This window comes from Mesobacillus sp. AQ2 (genome assembly GCF_030122805.1).
In the GTDB taxonomy this organism is placed as follows: Bacteria; Bacillota; Bacilli; order Bacillales; family Cytobacillaceae; genus Mesobacillus; species Mesobacillus oceanisediminis_A.
Genome location: NZ_CP126080.1, coordinates 361,415 through 380,664, shown reverse-complemented (window position 1 = coordinate 380,664; position 19,250 = coordinate 361,415). Strand labels below are relative to the sequence as shown.

The following is a 19,250-nucleotide window of genomic DNA, read 5'->3' as shown; positions in this document are numbered from 1 at the left end:
AAATAATTATCTTATAGACTCTTCAATCTATATTCTTTTGGGGTTAAACCAGTTCTTTCTTTAAAAATTTTGTAAAAGTTAGACATGCTTTTAACCCCTGTTTTAAGTGCAACTTCAGTAATTTCTATGTCTGTATGTGTCAAGAGCCTGGTTGCTTCTTCCATTCTTATCTCAATAATATATTCAGATATGGTCATACCATAATAATGTTTAAATAATCTAGCTAGATGATTATTGCTTACACCAAGCTTCTCGGCTATTTTTTTACGATTAAGAGGCTCGTTATAACTGCTAATAATTATTTCTTTTGCCCTTTCTATTAATTCTTTATTAGGTTCATACGTTGTTCCATTAAGATCAGGCCTGCACATTTTGCATGGCCTAAATCCATCTTTCAGTGCATCCTCTATATAATCAAAGAAAATAATGTTCTTTTTCAAAGGTGTCTTGGCCCTACAGGATGGTCTGCAAAAGATTCCAGTTGTTATGACTGCATAATAAAACAATCCATCATATGAATGATTACAGGTACTAACTGCTTTCCATTTTTCTTCGCTTGTAATAGACCTTCACCTCTCTATCTCACATCTATTGTAATTATATATCTACATGTTCAAAAATTTCTTCCTGTTTTTCACCAACATATTCTCTCTCGAGCATGGCTGTTCTTAATTCGAATTTTATTGGAACGCCATCGCAAATATCCTAGTTTCTTCCTCATAGCAAGATTCTACAAAACAAAATCCCCCAAACCAACAGTCTGAGGGAACATAAAACATACTTTAATTTTTTAATTTAAAGGCTTAAAACCTTTGATACCAAGCTACTTTAACTCTATTTGCGCAACACACTCTACAATCATTGATTGAATGGCAACACTTTAAGTTTTTAAAACCCCTTTATAGGAATATGTGATGTCTACATTTCATGGGCTAGTATTTCTTTATTAAAAGATTTACACTTCCCTTTGTCACTCTTAATATTTCCACTTACAATCCCAATTAAAATGAGTAATACTCCCACCCACTGAGTCCAGCTTATATGCTCCAGCAAAACGAATGAAGACAATGTAACGGCTACCGGAAGTTCAGAAGCTACTAATATGGTGCCAAGTCCTGGTCCAATATGCGGCATTCCAATTGAAAATAAAAGTGGCGGAAGAGCTACTCCAAACAAACCAAGCAGCAGCCCATATGGTGCCAAGTTCGATAACACAGAAACGTCGAATAGAAATGTTGGCGGATACAATGCAAAAACAACTATTAATGCACCAGTTGAAAGAAGAGCACTTTTTTGCACTGGCGGAATATCCTTCTCGACTGAACCACTCAAAAAAACCGAAGCAGTAAATGAAACAGCAGCAAGCAATCCCCAAATTCCCCCTTGCCATGAGGGAACACTTCCCTCTTGTAAAACAATATTTGCTGCTAAAACTGAACCAATTAAGAGAATGGTTATAGAAACAAGCTTTTCTTTGGAAGGCCTTTTCTTATTAAATATCCAATCAAAAACTGTACCAATCCAGACAAACTGAAATAAAAAAACGATGGCTAATGCAGCATCAAGTCTTTGAAGAGACTGGTAATAAAATAAAGATGTTAAGCCAAATGGAATTCCGGATAATAGCAATTTAGATGTTTGAGTAAAAGTAAATTTTATCTTTTTAGTAAATAGGAAAATGATCCAAATCAATACTGCTCCAAAAAAATATTGTCCACCTGTAACCTCAGGTGCTGAAAGGTTAGCTGAGTATGCAAATTTGACAAATGTTGATAATACTCCATAACAACTTCCTCCTATAAAAACAATTAATGCATAATGCCAATGTTTCAAAATCTTCCCCTCCTTTTTTACAAATAAAAAGCCACACAACTGCCAAAAAGGCAATTGTGTGGCGAAAATAGAGTTTCTCTAGAAAAATCCACAAACTAAAAAAAGTTTTATTATTCAATTCAGTAAAAGTATATAATCAGCCAAGTAAAATTGTCAACAAGTATAATGATGGTAGGATTCTCAGTAACATTTCATAAAAAAACACACACTCGGCAGCCCAGTTCAGAATACTTTCTAGTCAGCGAAGCACCTAGCCCGCTGCCTGCACCTGTAATAACGACAATAATAACTTCCAATAAAGACGGCGATATTCATATCCATTAAAGCCTCGTTAATCCTTTACAGGACATGTAAAGGCAACTCCAGTAAGGGTTAGTTGCCTTCTTGTAAAATGAGTTGCGCCACACACTCCACATGCGTTGAGTGTATGTGGCAACAGTTGAGGTGCCTGGTGAGTTTTTTAATATTTTACGAATATGATCTCCGAATACATCACTGCTAGGTTGTCACCATTCAAGTCGATCAAGTATCAACAAAAACCGAAGTCTTCTATTCTCCGCAACTGTACTTGCACGGAATCTCGATGAATACCTCATTATTGAACTGTAGTACTCGGTGAATTTGGGGGTGCATCCCAGATGCTAGCAGCGTAGTAAGATTATGGCGTAAAAAGTATCCAATTCCCTTCAGTGACAACTTCGACCTCTCCGTCAATCACTTTGATGGCGGTTTGATCATCAATTGCATATGCCGGCCCCTGCATCCCAGCGGCCCATCTCTCTGCAGCAGCCATCGTGTTATACGGCAGCATCTCGTGATCCAGATGCGGGAACATTGCAAAATCGACCATACTCAGCGTTTCATCGCCACCGCTCGGCGAAGTCCAGCTAACGAAGAAGTCCCCAATTCTAGGTGCCATCACCATGCTACCGGCGCTCATCCCCACATAGACTGCGTTGAGTGACGGCAAGAGGTCCGCCAATCCGGACTGCTTCATCCAGTAACCCAGGTAGAGGGCGTCGCCTCCCGCGACCAGCAGGACGTCCGTCTCCTGTAACAACGGCACCCAGCGGTCTTCACTAATACTTGGTAGTGCTGTGAGTTCCAGAATGCCGACAGATTTCCAGCCCAGGTCGACCATAGGATTATCTTCTTTCCCGCTGATGAACTCCCAAGCTTTGACGCCGGGGCCAACCCAGGGGTGTCCGTACATCGCGGTGGGGATGCACAGGGCGTTAGAGTCGGCGATCGGCTTGTCCAGCATGTCAACCAACGCTTCATGTATACTTTTGTTATTAATGCCTGCAGATGTAAGCAAAAATTTCACAATTCAACTCCTCCTCTTTGGGTGTGTCTGACCTTTATTTGTTCTGACTTCTAAAATGTGGCTGCAGACTCTATTAAAACAGTTTTGCCTGGTCAAGAGCCAATCTGAGATTAGGTGACATAGGGACATTTCATCAATAATTTTAAGAATATTCTGTACTTATTTCAAATAATTAGATTATAATTTTCTTATCAACCATTAAGGAGGAATTTCAATGAGAAACATCATGAACAAAACCGTACAAACATATAAGGGGGAAACACTTCTTTAATTGTTACGGTGTACTCCCTTATATGTGTTTATTTAAATAACACATAAAGGGGTAACTCATGGATTCTTCAGTCAAAAAATTTTTCTCTTATTATAAACCTTATCAAAAATTGTTTTTGTCCGTATTGGCATGTGCCTTTATCGTCTCCGCCTTGTCTTTGTTGTTTCCACTTCTCGTAAGGTATATTACAAAGGACGTCCTTGAAGGGAACCTATCAATCGCATTAAATAAAGTGTTTTGGATTGGCGGGCTGATGCTTGTTCTAACCGCAATCCAAAATCTTGCGAATTACTTTGTTGACTTTAAAGGACATGAATTAGGCGCTCGCATGGAAAGCGACCTGCGCAGCGAACTGTTTGAGCACATGCAAAAACTCTCTTTCAGTTTTTACGATAAAGAAAAAATCGGCAAGCTCATGTCGAGGATTACGAACGACCTGTTGATGCTTTCAGAGCTATACCATCATGCACCTGAAGATTATCTAAAATACCTGGTTCGTTTAGTCGGGGCGTTTGTCATCTTGTTCTTCATTAATGCCCCCTTGACGATTATTGTATTTTGCTTTTTGCCGTTCTTGGGTTTTTTTATTTTTCAGCTCAACAAGATTGAAAACAGGATATTAAGAAGAAACAAAGAAAGGATTGCCGACGTAAACGCTCAGGTGGAGGATAGTCTGGCTGGCATCCGCGTTGTAAAATCGTTCACCAATGAAAAGGTGGAAATTAAGAAGTTTACTCGTGAAAATAACCTCTTCCTTGAAAGCAGGATAGCCTTCTATAAAGCAGAAGCGATTTTTTACAATGGGGTACAAACATTTATCCAGCTGATTACGATTGCAGTTATTATTTTCGGCAGTGCCAGTATTGTAAAAAACACACTTGATTTAGCAGATTTACTTACTTTTTTGTTGTATATAAATTTTATGCTGGAACCGATTCAAAAAATGGTTCATATGAGCACACAACTCCAGGAAGGCATCACCGGCTTTCAGCGCTTTATGGAAATTATGAATCTAAAGCCCGCAATCGAAAGCAAACCGAATGCCGTGAGCCTCCAGAAAGTCCTTGGTGAAATTGAATTCAGGCATGTTCAATTCCGTTATGAAGACCATTTGGATCATGTTTTGGAAAATATGTCGCTTAAAATAAAACCGGGAGAATATGTTGCCTTGGTCGGCCCTTCGGGTGCAGGAAAAACGACTTTCTGCTCTCTTATCCCCCGCTTTTATGATGTCACTGACGGCAAGGTAATGCTGGACGGAATTGATATCCGTGAAATCGATCTTTATTCATTAAGAAAAAACATCGGTATCGTTCAACAGGATATGTACCTGTTTGCAGGAACGGTAATGGAAAATATCCGATACGGGAATCCCAATGCAAGTGATGAGGAAATTATCTTTGCGGCCCAGTCCGCTAATGCACATGACTTTATCATGAAGCTGCCGAACGGTTACCAATCTGAAATTGGTCAGCGGGGGGTCAGGCTTTCGGGCGGACAAAAGCAGCGGCTTAGCATTGCCCGCGTGTTCCTTAAGAATCCCCCAATCCTTATCTTGGATGAAGCAACGAGTGCACTAGATAACGAAAGCGAAAGCATCATTAAGGACTCACTGGAATTGCTCGCAAAAGGGCGAACAACCCTCGTTATTGCTCATCGCCTTTCAACAATTCGGAACGCACAGCGGATTATCGTTTTGACTGAGGAGGGTATTGTCGAAGAAGGAACACATGATGTGCTGCTTGAAAAGCATGGAGCATATTCAAACCTCTACTCCAAACAGTTTGAATCGATATGGTAATTTTCTTGTTAACTCGGCTCTATAAAAAACGGCCGAGTTTTTTCCAGCTTATAAAGCCTAAGATCTAAAAACGAAAATTTCTTAGTCGGAATTCCATTCAACAAACAAAAAGACAACGCCCAGAGGGTTAGTTGCCTTCTTTCAAAATTATTTTCGCAACAGCTTCACAGTGCGTCGTCTGTGGAAACATATCAACTGGCTGGACTTCAACCGTCATGTACCCGCCATCTTCGAGGATTCGCAAGTCTCTCGCGAGGGTGGCTGGGTTACATGACACATAAACTACTTTCTTCGGTTTCATGTCGATGATGGTCTGCAGCAGTGCTTCATCGCAGCCTTTGCGTGGCGGGTCAACTACTAATACATCTGCAGAGTTGCCTTCTTCGTACCATGCCGGGATGACTTTTTCGGCTTCTCCGACTGCGAATTCAGCGTTTGTGATGCCGTTCAGCTGGGCATTGCGTTTTGCGTCTTCGATGGCTTCGGGAACGATTTCCACGCCGAATACTTTTTTTGCTTTTTGCGCTAAAAATAACGAAATTGTGCCAATGCCGCAGTAGGCGTCGATGACAGATTCTTCCCCTGTCAACTCGGCGTATTCGAGCGCTTTGTCGTAAAGCACCTTTGTCTGCTCAGGGTTCACCTGATAGAATGATCGCGCTGAGATCGCGAATTTTATGTCACCGATATAGTCGTAGATAACTTCACTGCCCCATAATAAGTTCGTTTGATCTCCCATAATTACATTCGTTTTCATCGAGTTGATGTTATGGACGATTGATTTTACCTTAGGCAGCTTTGCGATAATCTTTTCAATTAGCTGGTTTTTATGCGGGATTTCATTGGTCCTCGTCACAATAACAACCATCAACTCACCAGTTTGGCGTCCATATCTCGTCATGATGTGGCGAAGCACACCTTTATGATTTTCCTCATTATATGGCTGGATTCCCAAATCGCTGGCGATTTCTTTTACTGCCTGGACAGCTTCGTTAATTTCATGGAGATGCAGTAGGCTTTCATTCGTATCGACAATTTCATGGCTGCGCGGCTTGAAGAAGCCTGCGATCAGCTTGCCATCTTTCTCGCCAACTGGAACCTGTGCTTTATTCCGATAATGCCACGGGTTGTCCATTCCAAGAATCGGATGAACTACAACATCCTCAAGCTTGCCGATCCGCATTAGTACCTGTTTCACCTGGTTTTCCTTATACTTCAGCTGGCCTTCATAGCTGATATGCTGCAGCTGGCAGCCTCCATATTTATGGGCATCCTCTGCCGGACACTCAACACGGAAGGTGCTTCTTACAAGAATCTCCATCAGGCGCCCAAAACCGTAGCCCTTGTTCACCTTGGTCACTTTGATTGTTGCCTTTTCGCCAGGGAGTCCGCCCTGGACAAAAATCGGGTAGCCATCGACCTTGGCCACACCCGCTCCTTCATGCGTCAAATCTTCAAATTCTACATCTATATAATCATTTTTTTTAACAGGAATTGTTTTGCTCATCATTTCAAGTCCTTTGCTGTGAATTAGCTTAGTCAGATTTTATCATATTGCTGGTGTGATTGCGAAACGCCGGCCCGCAACTTTCATACTTTGCATTTATACCAAGACCCATTAGTCACTCATAGATATCTACTTTAACACCTAAGTAAAAAAGCACAACGAATGGGAATAGATTCGCTGTGCTTTTCTTCAGGGTTTTCAACTTAATCTCTATTCGAAAGTTTTAAAATCAATATCGGCCATACCAATGGCCGCCAAACCACGGCTGGTCCCCATGCCATGGTCCTCCAGGGTATCCGGGACCTCCTCCATGCCATGGTCCTCCATGCCAATGGTGATGGTGTCCAAATCCGCCGTGCCACGGCATTCCATGGTATGGACCCAATCCTCCATATTGGCCATATCCCGGATAGCCGAATCCGCCACCATAGCCTGGTCCTCCTTGGTAACCGTATCCTCCAGGCTGCATTAACCCAGTTAACGATCCCAGTCCACCACCAGCTACGAAGGTTCTCACTTCTGGTACAAAATGGGCATTCATTGTATCTGTATACATGCAAGCACTCCTCTCAATGGGTCTTAAATATGTTCCCTTAACACCTTATGTTGATTTAGGCAAATCACATAGTGCAATCGCCTAAATTTGTTGAAATTGGGCACTATGTTGTAATTATGAATTTGCTTTCTTCCTGCTCCTTACTGAACACGCATTACCTTTTAGGCACTTCCCTATATAGCCGATTTCCTTCATATGAATATAATTGAGTATCCGCACGATGGACTGGAGGAAATGCAAAATGGATTACTTTTATTAAGAGAAGAGCGATTTGAGCAAAGAGGAGTTGATTGCCCAAATTGAAAAGCAGATTTCTATCTCCCTCTGCATTCAGGCAGCAGCCCAAATTACAGAAGCGGTTTTATTTTCCAGGTTATATGCCCTGAAAGACGACAGAGATGGAGAAAGCGAAATTGTTGCTGGTGTATGGATCCAATCAATCGGCCAGACAATCGAAGCTTTAGCTGTCAGCAAAGAACTGTCTACCTTCAATCAGGATGAACTGAGAGAATTGCAGAAAATCATCATCTCTTCGGACTTTATACAATCCATCGGTGCAGCAATAGAAGGAGCGGGCGGAATCAAAGTCCTGACAAAAACAACGGAATCTTTCATTCCATAAAAAAAGAAAGCCAACTTTTTGATCAGCTTTCGATTTCACATCTTATTTATGTTCTATTTTCTTTGCAGTGGCTTGCTCTGGATAACTTTTCCTGATACTGCCTTCAATCCAGAACTCAATATGGTCGCCTTTTTGTAACCTATCCGCTGCCTCATATTCCAGCCAGATTAACTCCAATCCTCCTTGGTCGATTAATGAGTCACCGGGAACATCTTTGATTTCATTATATCTTTCCTGATTTATGTTTTTTACGACTAGAATTGCCTCATCGCTTACCTCTAAAATATAACCCTCGCCAGATATCAGCTCATTCGAGCAGGCTGCAAGGCTTAAAGCCAGCAGAAACAGCATTAGAATCCCCTTTTTTATTGTTCTCATTTCGATTCTCCCTTTTTATCTGAAGGCCGCAGTTTGGGCATTTCTAAAACGGTTCGATTAGGTACAAGCCCCGTCTTTATCTCTTTTTACGAATAGAATATGGAAAAAGCAAAGGATGAATACTATGGATAATTTAAAGCTTAAAATAAAAGAACTAGAGTTAAAAATAGAGGAACTGGAAGCCTTGATCGATCATATTCAAGACTCCTCACAACCACAATTGGATCATGATGATGTTCGGGCCCTGGTAAACCAGATCCTGGCTGATAAAGAAGTCGTAGCCGCTGCAGACCTTGAAAAAAGACTGAGCCAAAACCAGATCCAATTGATCAAATGGATTGTTGGAACTGGAATTAGCATCATCTCCATCACATTCGCCATGATTCAATTTTTAATGTAACTTGGAGATTCATCACTCAACAGAAAATTCCTTTGTCACCCTGAACTTTTTTCCTTCCTTCGGCGTCATCCAGACAGAAAGGATATAGTCACCTTTATCCAGGGATAGCTCATGAAGGTCGATTTCATAGCTCAACGTCTCCCCCTGCTTTACTTTTTCTTCTCCTAAAGCCTGTAAGAAGTTGGCGACACTTGAGAATAGGAAGATTTCCTTTCCATCCTTTGTCTCGACCGAATAATCGTAACGTTGGGAACTCGTAAATTCCAGGGTCACTTCCTGTTCCGTCTGATTTTTCACTTCATATTGAAAAACCAGCGGACTATCCTCTTTTATACTTGCAGCCATTTCTCCCGCCACGATTCCGGCACCTCCTTTTTCTTCATTATTGTTATTCGATACCTGGTTTCCTGTACCACAGCCGGTCACCAGCAAACCCATCAGCAATATTATCCATAACTTTCTCATTGTCCGATCCTCCTGTTGATGAAACTCTTTATTTATTTGTCAGGAGAACGGTTAAAAAGGTTACACTCTTTGATTAACTTAATGAATCCTTTTTAAACAAGGCTCTTTTCTCAAACTTTGTTGTTCTTGGCTGCAAAATTGGATTGAATGATATATATTTCTTCACAAAATTAAAACCGATTAAGAGAAAAGAGCCTGCACACTTAATTCCGAACTACAAAATGACTTATTCTCACGTTAAAATCGGCTTTAGGATTTTAACAACAATCATTACGAAAACAGCCTTAAACAAAAAGAGAAGTGCATTTGCACCTCTCCCTCGTTTAACCTCTCTTATACTTTTTGTCAAAATACTTCTGGAGCCCGCTGCTGGTCATGGAGAATGCAAAAATGGTAATCCCGATGGCAACAGTTCCGGTAATCGGCAGCCATGGATGTGACCAGATATGGTTGGTAATGTTCACGAAGTAGGTTGGCCAGACATTGGACGTGTTCACCGCCTGATAGGCACCATCGAGCTGGGAAACGAATTTGACACTAAGAAAAATTCCGACGATGCCCAGCTGGCCGATGAGAAACAATGTTCTTCCAAGGTCAGAGAAAAACTGGACGATAAAAAATGGTCTTAACGGCGGCCAGTAGTATTTTTTCAGCATCGTCAACGGTGAAGAGCCCGAGACGATCCCCGCTTCGACATAAGGTTTCTTCGAGATATCCACCATGCCCTGATAAAAAATATCCGCAACCCGCCCTACTTCAATTACCGCGAGAACGAGCAAGATCCAAAGATATCGATTACCTGAAAACACAATGAACGGAGTGCCGAGAATAAGAATCACAAAGAAAATCGGCGGCATGAAGGAGAATAACCGATTCCAAAGAATCAGGACCCTCCGGAAAAACCGCGAATAAAAACTCGCCATCGCCAGCGGAACCGCGATGATATAGCGAATCAAGACAATCGCCAGGATCGTTAACAGCGTTTCTTTCGTACCCAGCAGCACCCTGCTCAATAAATCCACGCCATTCGCATCCGAGCCGATTGGATGATCCTCAGATGGCGCGAACGGAGGAAGCTCAAACCCTCCTCCTTCCTTCTGCCTCATCACTGTTTCCTTTAACGAGGTATCCACGAACGGAAGATATGGAGCGATAAATGAAATGACCACTAGAAAAGACAAAATGAATAAGCCAAAAAGTAGTGATCTATTCATGGTCCACCTCTTGCGAAACCGGAGTGACCAGACTTTTAAAGATCTGGGTTACCAGATTCGAGACCAAAATGATGGAGGCAAAAAAGACTGTGTAACCTGCTGCCGAGATCCCGTCCACCATGATTTCCATCCCGACCTTGAAGCCTGTGCCCCTCAGGACAGCATTAAACAGGCCATCCGCCGCCCCTTGAAAATCCATCAATTTTTCTACAATAAATAGATTCGATAATACATAGAGTGTAATCGTATTCGCATGCGCCAGAATCCTTGGAAACGAATTTTTCAGAATATGTATGAACAATATTTTCACGCCGGATGTCCCTTTGGATCTCGCAGTCCGGATATAATCATTCCCCGACTGCTCCTGTAGGCTCACATTCGTGATATTCGCAAGGTAGAATACAGGATAAATGAGCAAAAATAGAATGCCAACAATATAGGTTTCCAGCTTTTCACTTCCATATAACGTTACATGGAAAAACAGACCTTTTTCATATAAAAACATCAATCCAATCTGGATGATGATGATGAAAAAGAGATCCGGCATGGAGATGAACAGCCAAGTCGTCCCATTCCCAAGGAAGTTCAGCTTCTTTTTTTGCATCCGGAAATCAAAAATCCCTTTTAGGATGCCAAAAATATAAGCAAAAATCAAAGTCGGAACAATCAAAAGCAGGCTTTTCCAGGCCTTGCCCGCAATCCGGTGGCCATACGATTCGCCAGGGACAAACTCTCCAAGGTCAGGGTTTTCTTTTATATACGTAAAGAAACCTTTGATATTAGCAATGTGCTTGTCCAATTCATACTGATAGCTTGCGGATTCAAACTGTCCGCCCTGACCAGTCTGGTATTCCGTCGTAACCGGCAAAAACAAAATCCCGATGAACAAAAATACACAGACAATCCACAATACAAACTGCTCGATTGCCTTTTTAAAATAAACCATGAAGCCTCCTGATGGACTTAATTTTAATATATTCCAACTATCTTTCTCTCAATCTCCCAAATCCTCATAATGATCGCCTTCTTCCGGCAGCTCCACATCGGGAACCCCAATATCCACCTGCTTGATTTCATCCTTATTGACAAAATAAGAGTAAATCCAGCCTGGCTCATTGGCGAACCTGACTTGCATCTGATATGGACTATAGCTCCTGCTGGTCGGATAACTGATCTCGAACTTTTCCCCCGGATACCTTTTGTTTAGATATTCAGACAGCTGCTCCGTCTTGATCTCACGATGATAGTCAATCCATAATGGACGGACTCCAAAAAAGGCCAGCTCTAGCACTATTACAATCAAGACAATCTTGATTACAGTTTTTCTCCTGTTCCGCGGCAAAAAATAACCTACACCTAAAATCAGCAAAAGCAGACCCAATGCCAACAAAATCTCAATAACAGTAATCGGATGCATTCTCACACCAGCCCTATATTAGTCATCAGTTATATTTTACCATTTTTAATTTTTCTGAAAAGTGTTATTTTCTTTTGACCTTGTTAGAGTAATAGGATTCTTGCTGTTGGAGAGTAGGTTTGACTGGAAATCAACTGTATTTTATTTGCATTATTTTGACCTGTTTTTCTTCACCTAAATGAACACATATCGTTTCTTTATGTGCCCCGTTTCTCCTTTCCACACCTAACCGGGCACATATCCGGCATTTATGTGCTCCGTTTTCCCCTTTCCGCTCCTGACCGGGCACATATCCAGCATTTATGTGCCCCGTTTTCCCTTTTCCTCCCCTGACCGAGCACATATCCGGCATTTATATGACCCGTTTCTCCCTTTCCTCCCCTGACCGGGCACATATCTTCTTTTTATGTGACCCGTTTCCTATTCTCCTCAATTAACGGGGAACATTTCACTTCTTTATGTTACCGAACTGACAACAAAACCCCTGGATAAAGTGGATAACATGAAAAAAGACGAAGCCCCCTGGCTTCGTCTCATCTTAATGTACCTTCTTTTTTGACATATACAAAAATGCCTTGATCATAAAATAACTGACCTCTTCTGGCAGCAGTTCCTTGATTGGCTTTAACCTGTCGCGGCCGGCTTCTGCCACGGCTTGCTCCAGGTCAGCTATAAACTCAGCAGGAATCAGCACGTCATAGTCGACTTCCATTCCCTGCTGGATGCATTGAATCAAGTGATTTTCGACCGTGCTTTCCACCAATTCACGCTTGGCGGCAATTTCAGCCACTGACAGTTTCTCCTGATGCAGCTTGTAGGTTTCGAGATGAGAATCGCCAACAGCTTTTTTCGCCGGTTTCTTCACCGGCTCAGCTACTGCATTCATCACGGGCTGACGCTCTGGGTGCTCCTCGCAGAACTCGATGATCCGCTGAATGAATGGTGCGCCATACTTCTGCAGCTTATGCTCTCCAACTCCAGCCACACCAAGGAATTCTCCATCCGTCAGCGGCAGCTTCAGGCACATATCCTTCAGTGAGGAATCTGAGAAAATCACAAATGGCGGCACTTTTTCAGCAGAAGCAATCTCTCGCCGCAATTCCCGCAGTTCTTCAAATAACGGATCATCATTTGAAACCTGCTTGACCCGGACCGCTTCCTTCCTGAACACCTTGGTCTTGCCGAGCAAAACATCCTTCCCCTTTTCCGGGACATAAATCGTCGGATAAGTTCCGTGCTCTACACCAATCAGTTCCTGCGAAATCAGGAACTCGATCAGGTCATTCGCCTGCTTCGTGCTCTTATTCTTCATCAATCCGTACGTCGGCAGTTTATCTAGCCGGAATTCGAGCACCTTCTTATTTCGCGAACCGGTCAAAACATTCGCCGTCATTGCCTTGCCGTATTTCTGGCCCATCCGGATGATGCACGACAGCACCATTTGCGCATCCTTCGTGACATCCTCCGTTTCACGGGAGTCGGTACAATTGCCGCAGCGACCGCACGGCTCCGCATCACTCTCGCCAAAGTAATGGAGGATATAGGATTGCAGACATTCCTCCGTATGGCAGTAGCCGACCATTTGCTGCAGTTTTTCCAGTTCAGGCGCAATCCGTTCACGATCCGCAGACTGGTCAATCAAAAAGCGTTGCACTTGGACATCCTGGGACGAATACAGCACCACACATTCACTGTCCAGGCCATCACGACCGGCACGGCCAGCCTCCTGATAGTAGCTCTCCATATTTTTAGGGAGCTGAAAATGGAGGACATAGCGAATATTGCTTTTGTCGATGCCCATCCCGAATGCCGACGTCGCGACCATCACAGTGGCTTCGTCCTGTAAAAAACGCTCCTGTTCGCGGTTCCGGTCATCATCATTCATTCCTGCGTGATAGCGGGCGGCATTGAAGCCTTCCTTCTGCAGCCACTCATATAGCTGGTCGACATTCTTCCGTGTCGCCGCATAGATGATGCCTGCTTCCTTCTCATTTTTTTTGATAAAATCTCTTAAATAGGCCTGTCGGTCCTGGCCCTTTACGACAGAAAAACTCAGGTTGCTGCGCTCGAACCCTGTAATCACTGTATTCTCAGGGTTTATTTTCAGCGAGGCGCAAATGTCTTCCCTTACCTTTGGTGTCGCGGTTGCCGTCAAGGCGAGCACAATCGGTTTTCTAGGCAGGCGGTCAGCCAGGCCGGAAATCTGCAGATAGCTCGGTCGGAAATCGTGTCCCCACTGGGAAATACAGTGCGCTTCGTCGACAGCGATCAGCGGGATTTCCATGTCCTGCAAGTCATCGATGAACTCCCAGGATCCAAGCCGCTCGGGAGCGATATATAACAGCTTGTACTTTCCGTTCCTGGCGTCATCCATCCGGCTGGCGGCTTCGCCGGCAGTCAGCGAACTGTTGATATACGTCGCCGGAATTCCGTGCTGGATGAGTGTGTCCACCTGGTCCTTCATCAAAGAAATCAACGGAGAGATGACAATGGTCGTTCCTGGCAGCACGAGTGCCGGGATTTGATAGACGATCGACTTGCCTCCGCCGGTCGGCATGACGCAGACCGTATTGTTCCCTTCCAGCACCGAGGTGATTGCCTGGTCCTGCCCTCGGCGGAATGAGGAATAGCCAAAATGGTTTTGCAATAATTCATGGGCTTTTTGCAGCATTTTGCGGGCTCCTTTCAGTGAAAAAAAGTGGGGGAATGATGGGGAAATACTCTTTCATTGTAACAGATATACAGCAAAAGTGCCCTGCCCCGAATAGGAGCAAAGCACTTTTTATTTTACGATTTTCCATCCAGTAACCTTGGTAAACAAATCCTGATGGTTGTTCCTTCGCCAAGCTTGCTCTTGATATCAATACGGCCCTGGTGGAGGTCGATGATTCTCTTGCAGGTAATCAGCCCTAGCCCAGTCCCTTTTTCTTTTGTTGAATAAAACGGTTCGAACAACCGGTTGAACCTTGAATTTTCAATTCCGCAGCCCTTATCGATGATTGTTACCGAAACAGAATCCGTGCCCATTTCTTCGAGCCTTACTTCGATAAAATGTCCGTTGTCCTCTGTCGCCTCGATTGAGTTTTGCAGCAAATTAATCAGCACCTGTTTCATTTGCTTGCGGTCGCAATTCAAGAAAACTTCGGAATCGGAATTCAGCTCTATTTCAATACTTTTAAGGTTGGCCTGAGGTGCCATAAAGTGAATGCATTCCTGTAATAGCTTATTAAAATTTGTTTGCTGAAAATTGACATGTTCACTTGGTTTCGCAATGAACATGAACTCATTGACGATTTCATTGATCCTGTCCATCTCATCCAGCATAATGTCCAGGTACGGCAATAAAGTTTGGTCCGACACACTTTCTTTGATGATTTTCGCAAAACCTTTAAGTGATGTTAGAGGATTCCGGATTTCATGTGCTATGCCTGCCGCCAATTCACCAACTACGGAAAGCTTCTCCATCTGCTGGACCTGCTTTTCTCTCGTTTTTTCCTTGGTAATGTCGATCGACGTCCCGATTACCTCCACCGTCACTCCGTTTTGCAGGACAGGATTCAAGACAGCCAAGTAGTGGATTCCTCCTATGCTCCCTTCATAGTTGACATGCTCCCCGTTCCAAGCTTTTTCATAAAAAGCTGCCTTACGGAGAGCATGTTCAGCCGGAAGGAACTCAAATAAAGTTTTTCCCTCAATTAATTCTGGGCAAAGACCCATTTTTCCGAGAAGTTTGCCTTCAATAAACGTATGAATGAAGGTATTGTCTTTCTTTTCGAACTTGAAAATAAAGCCCGTTTCTCTTGGAATGAACTGTTCGTAATCCACCTTGCACTTCTGGTCATTCACACGGCAACACCCTTAGCAGAAGATTCGTTCTCTAATAATTCTTTATTCCTAGGGGAAATCCTTCATATTCGCAGGATATATTTAAAAAGCTGCCTCCCCCTCAGGAAGCAGCCCTCACCATTACATTTTCTCGCCAGTCATCTCCATGACCTTTTCTCTCACTTCTTCTATATTGCGCATCTTGTTGTCCCAGCATTTCTGGCTGAGGTCCACTGGGTATTCTTCTGGATTAAGCATGCGTGTGTATTCTTCCCAAAGAACGCCGAGGCAGTATGTTGAATGCTTGCGGACTTCATCCAGGCTTGGCTGTTCATACACAAGCTTGCCCTCCTTAAAAATATCATGATGCAAATCTCTTGCATCAAAATTGGTGACAAACTTACTGATGAACGTGTGGACCGGGTGGAACATCTTCAAGCGCTTTTCCTGCTGCGGATTTTCGCCTTCAAGTGTGATGTAGTCCCCCTCAGAACGATTATTGGCTTTGTTGATGATTCTGTACACATTTTTGATTCCAGGCGTTGTCACTTTTTCAGGATTCGAGGAAATCTTGATGGTGTCCTCCATTCTTCCATCAGACTGCTCGACTGAAACGATTTTATAAACAGCGCCGAGCGCAGCTTGTTCATAGGCGGTAATGAGCTTTGTGCCCACTCCCCAAATATCAATTTTTGCGCCCTGGGCTTTCAGGTTCATGATTGTGTATTCATCCAAATCGCTGGAGGCCACGATTTTTGCATCCTTAAATCCTGCTTCATCCAGCAATTTGCGTGCTTCCTTGGAAAGATACGCAAGGTCACCGCTGTCGAGGCGGATCCCGATAAAGTTGATTTTGTCGCCAAATTCCCTGGCAACCTTAATTGCGTTTGGCACACCGGACCTTAGAGTATCATACGTATCAACAAGGAATACGCAGTCCTTATGCGTTTCGGCGTATTTTTTAAAAGCGGTATAGTCATCCTTGTAAGCCTGAACCATGGAATGCGCATGAGTCCCAGCGGTTGGAATTCCAAACAGCTTGCCGGCACGTACGTTACTGGTCGAATCAAAACCTCCGATATAGGCAGCGCGAGTGCCCCAGAGCGCCGCATCCAGTTCATGCGCCCGGCGCGTACCGAACTCCATCGCCACTTCATCCTTCACCACCTGCTTGATACGGGAAGCCTTTGTCGCGATCAATGTCTGGTAGTTGACAATGTTCAGCAGCGCAGTTTCAATCAGCTGCGCTTCAGCAAGCGGAGCATCCACCCGAATCAGCGGCTCATTGGCAAAAACAATCTCCCCCTCCTGCATAGAACGGATCGAGCCAGTGAATTTCATATCTTGTAAAAAAGCAAGGAAATCTTCTCCGAACTTTCCTTCCTCTCTTAAATACTGAATATCATCCTCTGTGAAGCCAAAGTTCTCGATGTACTGGATGATTTTTTCTAGGCCTGCAAAAACGGCATATCCATTGCCGAAAGGAAGCTTGCGGAAAAACAAATCAAACACCGCGCGGCGATTATGGACGCCGTCACGCCAGTAAGTTTCCATCATATTTAACTGATATAAGTCCGTATGGAGCATTAAACTATCATCTGTGAATTTCGTACTCATCAAAAAACCTCCAAATTAACTGCATCTAATTCATCATGGATATTGCACGGATGCTTTTAAAAACACGGAAAACCGACTTACCTTTTTACCGTTTTCCCTGCCAAAACCACGTATTCAATATCCTACCTGACCTCTGCCCCAATCGTGTTCTCAAAATGACGAAGTGACCATTCATGCCCGACCTGGTCAAAAGAAGCCACCGCATTCTTATACACAATAACCTTAAATCCCTTATTGTAAGCATCGACCGCTGTATGCAGCACGCAAATATCCGTACATACCCCGACAAGATGGACTTCCGTGATGCCCCGCTCGCGCAGCTTTATTTCCAGGTCCGTACCGGCAAACGCAGAATACCTTGTCTTGTCGATAAAATACACATGGTCCAGATGTTTGTTCTCGTCATAAACTTCTTGAAGGCTGCCGAACAAATCTCTGCCCTTTGTGCCGCGGATATTATGTGGCGGGTACAATTTTGTTTCCGGATGGAACTCGTCCCCCTCATCATGGACATCAATCGCGAAAACAACATAATCGCCATTCTTGATGAATTCCTGCGTCACGCCAACCAGATTCTCTTCAATTGCCTGGCCAGGCACACCGCAAGTCAGCCGCCCATCATCCGCCACGAAGTCATACGTATAGTCGATATTGATCAACGCTTTCTTCCCCATTATGTATCCACATCCTTTTATCTTATTATCTTTTATTTTCATCCAAATATGATTTTCAGGCAAATTTTTCATTTCGAATGGCGGGCTTTTGGTACATCTATATTGGCTTGCCTGATTTAGTTATCAGAGGTTGTCAGTAAAAATGGTTGATCACAGCTAAATATTGATCAGCATACATCGATTTATTTTGATATAGGAATAAAACCAAAATCTAAGGAATATATCCTGCTTTCTCAGGAATAAATCGATAGGTTTAAGGAATATATTTTCATTTTTAAGGAATATAATCATTTTCCAAGGAATATCCTCCTATACCCTACTCCAAACCACAAAAAAACCACTCCAACCAGGAGTGGTTTCCAATCATTCTGCTTTAAAGTTCAATTCCAGGTTCTCCGGACGGTCTTCTGGACGGATTTCGTCGAGCGGCACGTAGACTTCGATGTGCCTGAACAGGTTTTCGAATTCGGCTGGAAGGTTTCCGCCGTATTCTCCGTCGAGATTCAGCTGGACTGTTTCCTTCGAATGCACCTTGATCCGGTTGGCTTGTGTGTATATTACACCCGGGTCATTGATGTGCTCGCCACGGACTGCAAGTGAAGCAATCCTGATAAAATCAGCCAGGTTAGTCTTTTTCAAAATCAACAGCGAGAACATCCCGTCATTGATTGATGAGTTCGGTGCCAGACGCTCAAATCCGCCGACAGAGTTCGTCAGCCCGACGAGGAACATCATGACCTCGCCTTCATACAGCTTGCCATCATACTCAATTGTCACTTCAGATGCTCTGATCGATGGCAGCATCTCGATTCCTTTTAAATAGTATGCGAGCTGGCCGAGCATCGTCTTGAGCTTGCTTGGAACTTCGTATGTCAGCTCAGTCAGCCTGCCGCCGCCTGCGATATTTATGAAATATTTATCGTTGATCCGGCCAACGTCGACCGGGATCGTTTCGCCTTTTACAATGATGTCGACCGCTGCCTCGATATCCCGCGGAATATGCAGTGCGCGGGCAAAGTCGTTCGTTGTGCCAACTGGAATGACGCCAATTTTCGGGCGGTATTCCTGCTCGGCGATTCCATTGACCACTTCATTGATCGTTCCATCGCCACCAGCCGCAATCACGAGGTCATATTTCCGCTCGACTGCAATCCTGGCAGCCTGCGTCGCATCACCCTCGCATGTCGTTGCATGGCATGATGTTTCATAGCCGGCATTCTCCAGCTTCACCAGAACTTCCGCAAGATGCTTTTTAAAAACTTCACGGCCCGAAGTCGGATTATAAATGATTCTTGCTCTTTTCATACCCATCATCCTACTTAATATGGTTTTTGATTCCATCA

Annotated in this window: 18 protein-coding genes; 3 read left to right on the top strand and 15 right to left on the bottom strand. The window is 43.6% G+C overall.

Annotated features, from left to right (window positions below; all coding sequences use genetic code 11):
• Positions 1–11 precede the first annotated feature (11 nt).
• The 3 genes from QNH36_RS01970 to QNH36_RS01960 form a co-directional block, all read right to left on the bottom strand.
• Entirely contained in the window at positions 12–563 is a 552-nt protein-coding gene (locus QNH36_RS01970; protein WP_283905361.1) for a bifunctional transcriptional activator/DNA repair enzyme AdaA, read from the bottom strand.
• Between the two features lie 355 nt (positions 564–918).
• Complete coding sequence (locus QNH36_RS01965; protein WP_283904546.1) at positions 919–1,833, bottom strand: EamA family transporter; 915 nt, start codon at positions 1,831–1,833, stop codon at positions 919–921.
• A gap of 658 nt (positions 1,834–2,491) precedes the next feature.
• The gene (locus QNH36_RS01960; RefSeq protein WP_144480363.1) at positions 2,492–3,160 is read right to left on the bottom strand and encodes a Type 1 glutamine amidotransferase-like domain-containing protein; all 669 of its coding nucleotides are present in this window, start codon (positions 3,158–3,160) and stop codon (positions 2,492–2,494) included.
• 329 nt (positions 3,161–3,489) lie between these two features.
• Here QNH36_RS01960 and QNH36_RS01955 point away from each other — a divergent pair, with 329 nt between their 5' ends.
• On the top strand, positions 3,490–5,232 hold the full coding sequence (locus QNH36_RS01955; RefSeq protein ID WP_144480365.1) for an ABC transporter ATP-binding protein: 1,743 nt from the start codon (positions 3,490–3,492) through the stop codon (positions 5,230–5,232).
• Positions 5,233–5,359: 127 nt separating this feature from the next.
• On the opposite strand, the gene rlmD is transcribed toward QNH36_RS01955, so the two are convergent.
• Together rlmD and QNH36_RS01945 are read right to left on the bottom strand one after the other, a co-directional pair.
• Positions 5,360–6,739: a 23S rRNA (uracil(1939)-C(5))-methyltransferase RlmD gene (gene rlmD, locus QNH36_RS01950; RefSeq protein WP_283905360.1), complete on the bottom strand. Its 1,380-nt coding sequence runs from the start codon at positions 6,737–6,739 to the stop codon at positions 5,360–5,362.
• Between the two features lie 229 nt (positions 6,740–6,968).
• On the bottom strand, positions 6,969–7,295 hold the full coding sequence (locus QNH36_RS01945; protein WP_283904545.1) for a hypothetical protein: 327 nt from the start codon (positions 7,293–7,295) through the stop codon (positions 6,969–6,971).
• Positions 7,296–7,566: 271 nt separating this feature from the next.
• Between QNH36_RS01945 and QNH36_RS01940 the strand changes: the two genes are divergently transcribed.
• Complete coding sequence (locus QNH36_RS01940; protein ID WP_283904544.1) at positions 7,567–7,917, top strand: hypothetical protein; 351 nt, start codon at positions 7,567–7,569, stop codon at positions 7,915–7,917.
• Between the two features lie 42 nt (positions 7,918–7,959).
• Here QNH36_RS01940 and QNH36_RS01935 read toward each other — a convergent pair whose 3' ends face one another.
• Positions 7,960–8,295 carry a DUF3221 domain-containing protein gene (locus tag QNH36_RS01935; protein WP_251544521.1) on the bottom strand — a complete coding sequence of 112 codons (336 nt, stop codon included), beginning with the start codon at positions 8,293–8,295 and terminating at the stop codon, positions 7,960–7,962.
• 124 nt (positions 8,296–8,419) lie between these two features.
• On the opposite strand from QNH36_RS01935, the gene QNH36_RS01930 reads away from it, so the two are divergent.
• Positions 8,420–8,695, top strand: a complete 276-nt coding sequence (locus tag QNH36_RS01930) for a hypothetical protein (RefSeq protein ID WP_251544520.1) — start codon at positions 8,420–8,422, stop codon at positions 8,693–8,695.
• A gap of 12 nt (positions 8,696–8,707) precedes the next feature.
• Here QNH36_RS01930 and QNH36_RS01925 read toward each other — a convergent pair whose 3' ends face one another.
• The 9 genes from QNH36_RS01925 to QNH36_RS01885 all read right to left on the bottom strand — a co-directional run bounded on the left by QNH36_RS01925 (position 8,708) and on the right by QNH36_RS01885 (position 19,212).
• The gene (locus QNH36_RS01925; RefSeq protein WP_251544519.1) at positions 8,708–9,160 is read right to left on the bottom strand and encodes a BsuPI-related putative proteinase inhibitor; all 453 of its coding nucleotides are present in this window, start codon (positions 9,158–9,160) and stop codon (positions 8,708–8,710) included.
• Positions 9,161–9,483: 323 nt separating this feature from the next.
• Positions 9,484–10,374: an ABC transporter permease subunit gene (locus QNH36_RS01920; RefSeq protein WP_283904543.1), complete on the bottom strand. Its 891-nt coding sequence runs from the start codon at positions 10,372–10,374 to the stop codon at positions 9,484–9,486.
• Positions 10,367–11,320: an ABC transporter permease subunit gene (locus QNH36_RS01915; RefSeq protein WP_283904542.1), complete on the bottom strand. Its 954-nt coding sequence runs from the start codon at positions 11,318–11,320 to the stop codon at positions 10,367–10,369. Before QNH36_RS01915 ends, QNH36_RS01920 begins: the two co-directional genes overlap by 8 nt.
• 48 nt (positions 11,321–11,368) lie before the next feature.
• Positions 11,369–11,791 (bottom strand): hypothetical protein, encoded by a 423-nt coding sequence (locus QNH36_RS01910; protein WP_144480382.1) that lies wholly within the window; start codon positions 11,789–11,791, stop codon positions 11,369–11,371.
• A gap of 538 nt (positions 11,792–12,329) precedes the next feature.
• Entirely contained in the window at positions 12,330–14,462 is a 2,133-nt protein-coding gene (recQ, locus tag QNH36_RS01905) for a DNA helicase RecQ (protein WP_283904541.1), read from the bottom strand.
• A 116-nt stretch (positions 14,463–14,578) separates the two neighbouring features.
• Complete coding sequence (locus QNH36_RS01900; protein ID WP_283904540.1) at positions 14,579–15,637, bottom strand: ATP-binding protein; 1,059 nt, start codon at positions 15,635–15,637, stop codon at positions 14,579–14,581.
• 120 nt (positions 15,638–15,757) lie between these two features.
• A complete protein-coding gene (locus QNH36_RS01895) occupies positions 15,758–17,233 on the bottom strand; it encodes a nicotinate phosphoribosyltransferase (protein ID WP_144480388.1) in 1,476 nt (491 codons plus the stop codon).
• 122 nt (positions 17,234–17,355) lie between these two features.
• Positions 17,356–17,907 carry a cysteine hydrolase family protein gene (locus QNH36_RS01890; protein ID WP_283904539.1) on the bottom strand — a complete coding sequence of 184 codons (552 nt, stop codon included), beginning with the start codon at positions 17,905–17,907 and terminating at the stop codon, positions 17,356–17,358.
• A 363-nt stretch (positions 17,908–18,270) separates the two neighbouring features.
• Complete coding sequence (locus tag QNH36_RS01885) at positions 18,271–19,212, bottom strand: diacylglycerol kinase (RefSeq protein WP_251544513.1); 942 nt, start codon at positions 19,210–19,212, stop codon at positions 18,271–18,273.
• Positions 19,213–19,250 lie beyond the last annotated feature (38 nt).

What these genes read in the sequence shown, in the direction of transcription:
- QNH36_RS01955 (WP_144480365.1), top strand. Translation starts at nt 3,490, where the DNA reads ATGGATTCTTCAGTCAAAAAATTTTTCTCTTATTATAAACCTTATCAA.
- rlmD (WP_283905360.1), bottom strand. Translation starts at nt 6,739, where the DNA reads ATGAGCAAAACAATTCCTGTTAAAAAAAATGATTATATAGATGTAGAA.
- QNH36_RS01945 (WP_283904545.1), bottom strand. Translation starts at nt 7,295, where the DNA reads ATGTATACAGATACAATGAATGCCCATTTTGTACCAGAAGTGAGAACC.
- QNH36_RS01935 (WP_251544521.1), bottom strand. Translation starts at nt 8,295, where the DNA reads ATGAGAACAATAAAAAAGGGGATTCTAATGCTGTTTCTGCTGGCTTTA.
- QNH36_RS01930 (WP_251544520.1), top strand. Translation starts at nt 8,420, where the DNA reads ATGGATAATTTAAAGCTTAAAATAAAAGAACTAGAGTTAAAAATAGAG.
- QNH36_RS01925 (WP_251544519.1), bottom strand. Translation starts at nt 9,160, where the DNA reads ATGAGAAAGTTATGGATAATATTGCTGATGGGTTTGCTGGTGACCGGC.
- QNH36_RS01920 (WP_283904543.1), bottom strand. Translation starts at nt 10,374, where the DNA reads ATGAATAGATCACTACTTTTTGGCTTATTCATTTTGTCTTTTCTAGTG.
- QNH36_RS01915 (WP_283904542.1), bottom strand. Translation starts at nt 11,320, where the DNA reads ATGGTTTATTTTAAAAAGGCAATCGAGCAGTTTGTATTGTGGATTGTC.
- QNH36_RS01910 (WP_144480382.1), bottom strand. Translation starts at nt 11,791, where the DNA reads ATGCATCCGATTACTGTTATTGAGATTTTGTTGGCATTGGGTCTGCTT.
- recQ (WP_283904541.1), bottom strand. Translation starts at nt 14,462, where the DNA reads ATGCTGCAAAAAGCCCATGAATTATTGCAAAACCATTTTGGCTATTCC.
- QNH36_RS01895 (WP_144480388.1), bottom strand. Translation starts at nt 17,233, where the DNA reads ATGAGTACGAAATTCACAGATGATAGTTTAATGCTCCATACGGACTTA.
- QNH36_RS01890 (WP_283904539.1), bottom strand. Translation starts at nt 17,907, where the DNA reads ATGGGGAAGAAAGCGTTGATCAATATCGACTATACGTATGACTTCGTG.
- QNH36_RS01885 (WP_251544513.1), bottom strand. Translation starts at nt 19,212, where the DNA reads ATGAAAAGAGCAAGAATCATTTATAATCCGACTTCGGGCCGTGAAGTT.